Annotated in this window: 5 protein-coding genes and 1 pseudogene; all 6 read right to left on the bottom strand. The window is 71.3% G+C overall.

Features of this window, described 5'->3' with window-relative positions; genetic code table 11:
• Positions 1-120: 120 nt before the first annotated feature.
• The 6 genes and pseudogenes from DEJ30_RS11090 to DEJ30_RS11065 all read right to left on the bottom strand — a co-directional run bounded on the left by DEJ30_RS11090 (position 121) and on the right by DEJ30_RS11065 (position 5992).
• Entirely contained in the window at positions 121-1500 is a 1380-nt protein-coding gene (locus DEJ30_RS11090) for an MFS transporter (protein WP_110861376.1), read from the bottom strand.
• A 219-nt stretch (positions 1501-1719) separates the two neighbouring features.
• A pseudogene (gene ribA, locus DEJ30_RS11085) lies at positions 1720-2349 on the bottom strand (GTP cyclohydrolase II); the annotation flags it as partial.
• A 29-nt stretch (positions 2350-2378) separates the two neighbouring features.
• Positions 2379-3485, bottom strand: coding sequence for a bifunctional diaminohydroxyphosphoribosylaminopyrimidine deaminase/5-amino-6-(5-phosphoribosylamino)uracil reductase RibD (gene ribD, locus DEJ30_RS11080; RefSeq protein ID WP_110861372.1), 1107 nt, complete (start codon positions 3483-3485; stop codon positions 2379-2381).
• A gap of 55 nt (positions 3486-3540) precedes the next feature.
• Positions 3541-4095, bottom strand: a complete 555-nt coding sequence (locus tag DEJ30_RS11075) for a GNAT family N-acetyltransferase (RefSeq protein ID WP_181420104.1) — start codon at positions 4093-4095, stop codon at positions 3541-3543.
• A 2-nt stretch (positions 4096-4097) separates the two neighbouring features.
• A complete protein-coding gene (trpS, locus tag DEJ30_RS11070) occupies positions 4098-5108 on the bottom strand; it encodes a tryptophan--tRNA ligase (RefSeq protein ID WP_110861368.1) in 1011 nt (336 codons plus the stop codon).
• Positions 5109-5149: 41 nt separating this feature from the next.
• Positions 5150-5992, bottom strand: a complete 843-nt coding sequence (locus DEJ30_RS11065; RefSeq protein ID WP_110861366.1) for an exodeoxyribonuclease III — start codon at positions 5990-5992, stop codon at positions 5150-5152.
• Between the last annotated feature and the right edge of the window lie 8 nt (positions 5993-6000).

Here is a 6000-nt window from a genome sequence, read left to right as displayed (position 1 = left end):
GGACGCGCTCGACCCGGCGGGGACCCTGAACCCGGGCAAGGCGTTCTGACCGGGCAGACGACGGACGGGAGGCCCGGCGCCAGCTGGCACCGGGCCTCCCGTCCGTCAGGTGGTCGGCGATCAGGCGTCGGCGATGTCCTTCGACTTGGTCTCGCGCACGAAGAGCAGCGCGACCAGCGTCACGACCGCGGCGATCGTCAGGTACAGGCCGACCAGGAAGATGTCGCCGTCCGGCTTCCAGAGTGCCAATGCGATGGTCGGGGCGAGTGACGCACCGAGGATCGACGCGACGTTGTACGCGATGGCCGAGCCGGTGTAGCGGACGTTCGTCGGGAACAGCTCGGGCAGCAGCGCACCCATCGGACCGAAGGTCAGCCCCATCAGCGAGAGCCCGACGATGAGGAACGTCACCACGGTGATCGGCCCACTCGACGCCGCGAACCAGAACTGGAACGTCAGGCCGAACAGCGCGATGCCGATGGTGGTCGGGATGAGGGTCTTGCGGCGGCCGAACCTGTCGGCGAGCAGTCCGGCGATCGGGGTGAAGATACCGAAGAACACGACGCCGATCATGAGCAGCGTCAGGAACTCGCCACGGGTGTAGCCGAGTCCGACCTTCGGGACGAGTGCGCTCGCCTCGGCGCCGGTGGTGCCGTACGACAGGGTGAACGTCGTCATGAAGTAGAAGAGCACGTACGTGGCGACCATGCCGAAGGTGCCGACGATGACGGCCCGCCACGAGGTGCGGAACACCCGGCCGAGCGGGACCTTCGCGACCGTGCCGGACTCCTGCACACCGCGGAACACCGGCGACTCGACGAGCTTGAAGCGCACGTAGAGGCCGATGATGACGAGCACGGCGGACAGCAGGAACGGGATGCGCCAGCCCCATGCCTGGAAGTCGGCGTTCGGGGTGCCGTCGGCGCCGGCGGGCATCGCCGCGTTGATGGCGATGAACAGGCCGTTGGCGAGCAGGAAGCCGATCGGGGCACCGAGCTGCGGCATCGAGCCGAACACGCCGCGCTTGCCCTTCGGCGCGTTCTCGGTCGCGAGCAAGGCCGCGCCTGACCACTCGCCGCCGAGCCCGACGCCCTGGGCGAAGCGCATCACGGCGAGCAGGATCGGGGCCCAGACCCCGATGGTGTCGAACGTCGGCAGGCAGCCGATCAGGAACGTGGCGGTGCCCATCACGAGCAGCGACGCGACGAGGGTGGTCTTGCGGCCGATCCGGTCGCCGAAGTGCCCGAAGATGATCGACCCGACCGGCCGGGCGAAGAACGCCAGGGCGAACGTGACGAAGGACGACAGCTGCGAGGCCGTCGGGTCCTCGTTCGGGAAGAACAGCGTCGGGAAGACGAGCACCGCGGCGGTCGCGTAGACGTAGAAGTCGTAGAACTCGATCGACGTGCCGACGAGGCTCGCGATGACGACGCGGGAGCGCGGGTTGCCGGCGGGCGCCGGAGCGGAGGTGGGGGTTGCGGGTGCCGGGGCGGCGGTCATGACAGGGCGGGGTCTTCCGTGCTGCGTGCTCCCGACGGGGAGCACGAGGATCCGAAACGGCGGACACCGATCGGTTCGCGCGGGGTGGCGCGGGCACCGATCGGGTGCGTTCGGCTGAGGGGGGACCGCTTGTGACGGAAGCCCGATCATACGACAGATGTCGTCTGCCTGCGAATCAGCCCAGAGTCGGCTGGCTGCAGCTCCGTCGCCTGCGCGCGCTCAGGCGCCCGCGCCGGCTCCCGCTTCGAGGTGCTCGGGCAGCTGGTGGCCCATCCGGTCGCGCTTGGTGTCGAGGTACCCGGCGTTCTGCGCCGAGACGCCGACGACCAGCGGCACGAGGGAGTCGACGGTGATGCCGTGCTCCTCGAGCTGGCGGCGCTTCTCCGGGTTGTTCGACAGCAGCCGGACGCGGGTGATGCCGAGGTCGGCGAGGATGCCCGCGGCGCCGCCGTAGGCGCGGGAGTCGGCGGGCAGGCCGAGCGCGAGGTTGGCGTCGAGGGTGTCGAGACCGTCCTCTTGCAGGCGGTAGGCCTTGAGCTTGTTGATGAGGCCGATGCCGCGGCCCTCTTGCCCGCGCAGGTAGACGACCACGCCGCCCTCGGCTGCGATCGTGTCGAGCGCGGCGTCGAGCTGGGGGCCGCACTCGCACTTCAGCGACCCGAAGGCCTCACCGGTCAGGCACTCGGAGTGCACCCGGACGAGTGCCCCGTCGGTGGGCATCGAGCCGTCCGGCAGGGTGCCGATGATCGCGACGTGCTCGGCGCTCGTCACGAGGTCGCGGTAGGCGCGCATCTGGAAGGTGCCGTGGGTGGTCGGCACGTTCGTGGACACCTCGAACTTGACCGGGCTCCCCGGCGTGGGGGAGGTCAGCGCATCGGTCATGGGGTGCTCCGGTCGTTCGTGGGCCCGTCGTTCCCGAGCCCGGGTGTCGCGTCGTGCTGCTGCTGCTGCTGGTGCTGCGGACGGTGCGGTCGGGCTCGGACCAGCAGGTCGGGGCCGAGGCTGGTGGTCGATAGTACGTCCAACCGCCGACGATCTGAGATGCTTCCCACCCCCAGGTCGTCGAGGGCGACACGGGGTCCGCCGAGCAGCACCGGGGCGAGGTACACCAGGTACTCGTCGACGAGTCCGGCGGCGATGAGCGCCGAGGCGACCGTGGGACCACCCTCGACGAACACCGAGTGCACGCCGTGCCCGCGCAGGGCACCGAGTGAGGCGGCCAGGTCGTGTCCGGGCAAGGTGACGAGCCCGCGCGGGTGCCGACGGACCGCGGCGTCGGCCGGCACCGGGCGGTCACCGAGCACCACGGCGAGCGGCTGGTCGGCGAGCAGTTCGCCGGCGTCCCCGCGGGCGGTCAGGCTCGGGTCGTCGGCCAGGACGGTGCCGGTGCCGACGAGGATCGCGTCGTGGGCGGCACGCTGTTCGTGGACGTGCTGCCGTGCGGCGGCGCCGGTGATCCACTTGCTCGTGCCGTCGGCAGCGGCGGCGCGCCCGTCCAGGCTGGACGCCCACTTCACGGTGACCCACGGTCGGCCGAGCCGGACCGAGAGCAGCCACCGTTCGAGGAACGCCTCGGCCTGGTCGGCCAGGACCCCGGAGACGACCTGGACCCCGGCGGCGCGGAGTCGGTCGGCGCCGCCGTGCACGTCGGCTCCGGGATCGTCGATCGCGTACACGACCCGGGCGATCCCGGCGTCGAGCAGTGCCACGGCGCACGGCCCGGTCCGGCCGACGTGGTTGCACGGTTCGAGGGTCACGACCGCCGTCGCGCCGCGCAGCAGTGCCGGATCGACCTTGGCCATCGCGTCGACCTCGGCGTGCGGGGTGCCGGCGCCCTTGTGCCACCCCTCGGCGAGGACCTCGCCGGTGGGGGAGAGGATCACGGCGCCGACGCGGGCGTGGTCGCCGACGACGGGCCCGAGGGCCGCGAGTTCGAGCCCGCGGCGCATCGCCCGGACCTCGGTGGGTCGTGCCGTGTCGCTCACGGGCCGAGCCTACCGGCGGCGGTTGGGTGACACGTCACCACGGTTGTGAGCGCGTTCAGGCGCTGGGCCAGGGGAGCTCGGAGGCGGGAGTGCCGTCGGCGCGTCGCAGTGCGGTCCACGCCGTGGTCGGGCCGCCGTCCCGGTCGGGCACCCGGGCTGCGCCGAGGCCGGTGTACGAGAACCCGGCCGCACGGGCGACCGCCGCCGAGGCCGTGTTGCCCTGGTAGCACTCCCAGTAGACGTCCGGCGCGCCCTGCTCGAACGCCTGGTCGACCACGAGCCGGACGGCGTCGTGCATGAGTCCGGCACCGCGCGCGGACGGTGCGAGCCAGAACCCGAGGTCACGACCGGCGGTGCGGTAGCTGATGATGCCCGCGAGCCACGTCGAACCGGCCGGTCGGATCGCCCACGTGTACTCGCGGTCCGAGGCCCACCCCGGTCCGACCAGGGCGTCGACGAAGGTCCGGGCGTCCTGCTCGCGGTACGGCGTCGGGACCGTGGTCCACCGGACGATCTCCGGGTCCTGACAGGCCTCGGTGATCGCCGCGGTGTCGGCACGGGTGGGCAGGTCGAGCCGGACCCGCGCCGACTCGAGCGTGACGGGCTGCACGGTCAGCCGCGCGACCGCGGGACGAACCCGATGCGGTCGTAGACGCGGGCCAGGGTCTCCTGCGCGATCGACTCGGCGCGGTCGGCGCCGACGGCGAGCAGCCGGTCGAGCTCCGCCGGGTCGTCGAGCAGTTCGAGCGTCCGGGCGCGGACCGGTTCGAGCTCGGCCACGACGGCGTCGGCGACCTCGCCCTTCAGGTCGCCGTAGCCCTTGCCGGCGAACGATTCCTCGAGCGCGGCGATCGAGGTGCCGGTGAACGCCGACAGGATCGACAGCAGGTTCGTCACACCGGGCTTGGCCTGACGGTCGGCCCGGATCTCGCGCTCGGCGTCGGTGACGGCCGACTTGATCTTCTTCGCGGTGCGCTTCGGGTCGTCGAGCAGTCGGATGAGGCCGTTGTCCGACGCTGCGGACTTGCTCATCTTGCTGGTCGGGTCCTGCAGGTCGTAGATGCGCGCGGTCTCGGTCAGGATCCGTGCCTCGGGCGTGACGAACGTGTCACCGAACCGCGAGTTGAAACGTCCGGCCAGGTCGCGCGTCAGCTCGACGTGCTGTCGCTGGTCGTCGCCCACCGGCACGACCCTGGTGTCGTACAGCAGGATGTCCGCGGCCATCAGGATCGGGTACGTGAAGAGCCCGACCGACGCGGCCTCGGCGCCCTGGCGTGCCGACTTGTCCTTGAACTGGGTCATCCGGCTCGCCTCGCCGAAGCCCGTCAGCGTGTTCAGCACCCAGGCGAGCTCGGCGTGCGCGGGCACGTGCGACTGCACGAACAGCGTCGCCCTGGACGGGTCGATGCCCGACGCGATGTACTGCGCAGCGGTGGCCCGGGTGTTCGCGCGGAGCTCGGCGGGGTCCTGGGGTGAGGTGATCGCGTGCATGTCGACGACGCAGTAGATCGCGTCGTGGTCGTCGAGCAGGGTCCTCCACTGCATGAGCGCCCCGACGTAGTTGCCGAGGTGCAGCGATCCGGCGGACGGCTGGATGCCCGAGAAGATGCGGGTCTTGGTCATGGTGGTGCTCCGGTGCGTCAGGTGAAGCGAGAGAAGAGGGGTCAGAGTTCGTAGTCGACGACCACGGGGGCGTGGTCGGACCATCGCTGGTCGTACGCCGCGGCGCGGTCCACCGTGTACTCCGTGACCTTGGCGGCCAGGTCGGGCGTCGCCATCTGGTAGTCGATGCGCCAGCCGGTGTCGTTGTCGAACGCCTGACCGCGCCACGACCACCACGTGTACGGGCCGTCGACGTCGCCGGCCTGGGCGCGGCCCACGTCGACCCAACCGAGCCCGGGGCCCGTGGAGCCGTCGGCACCCTCGACAGGTTCGCCGTCGGCGCCGAAGAACCGCGAGAAGTAGGCGCGCTCGCGCGGCAGGAAGCCGGCTCGCTTGACGTTGCCCTTCCAGTTCTTGATGTCGCGCTCGTCGTGCCCGACGTTGAGGTCACCGACGACGACCGCGAGCGGGTTGTGCTCGCGGAGCTTCGGCAGCCGCTCGGTCATCGCGTCGAGGAACTTCCACTTCTCGTCCTGCTTGGGGGTGTCGACCTCGCCCGAGTGCACGTACGTCGAGACCACCGTGACGGTCGTCCCGCCGATCTCGTAGTCGGCCTCGAGCCAGCGGCCGGCCGAGTCGAAGTCGTCCGGGCCGAGCGCGACGCGGTGGATCTGAGCGGAGTGTCGAGATGCGATCGCGACGCCGGCCCGGCCCTTCGCGGTCGCCGGGTCGTGCACGATGTCCCACTCGTCCCCGAGCAGCGCCGCCAGGTCGTCGCTCGACGCGCGCACCTCCTGCAGGGCCAGCACGTCGACGTCGCGGGTGGCGAGCCAGTCGCCCATGCCCTTGCGGAAGGCGGCGCGGACGCCGTTCACGTTGACGGATGCGAGGCGCAGGCGTGTCATGCAGAACA

This window comes from Curtobacterium sp. MCPF17_003 (assembly GCF_003224385.1).
Taxonomy (GTDB): domain Bacteria; phylum Actinomycetota; class Actinomycetes; order Actinomycetales; family Microbacteriaceae; genus Curtobacterium; species Curtobacterium flaccumfaciens.
The sequence above is the reverse complement of the archived record's forward strand: the minus strand, read 5'-3'. Positions and strand labels throughout refer to the sequence as shown.

Coding starts and splice junctions, on each gene's coding strand:
- trpS (WP_110861368.1), bottom strand. CDS start 5,108: ATGACCAAGACCCGCATCTTCTCGGGCATCCAGCCGTCCGCCGGATCG.
- DEJ30_RS11065 (WP_110861366.1), bottom strand. CDS start 5,992: ATGACACGCCTGCGCCTCGCATCCGTCAACGTGAACGGCGTCCGCGCC.
- DEJ30_RS11090 (WP_110861376.1), bottom strand. CDS start 1,500: ATGACCGCCGCCCCGGCACCCGCAACCCCCACCTCCGCTCCGGCGCCC.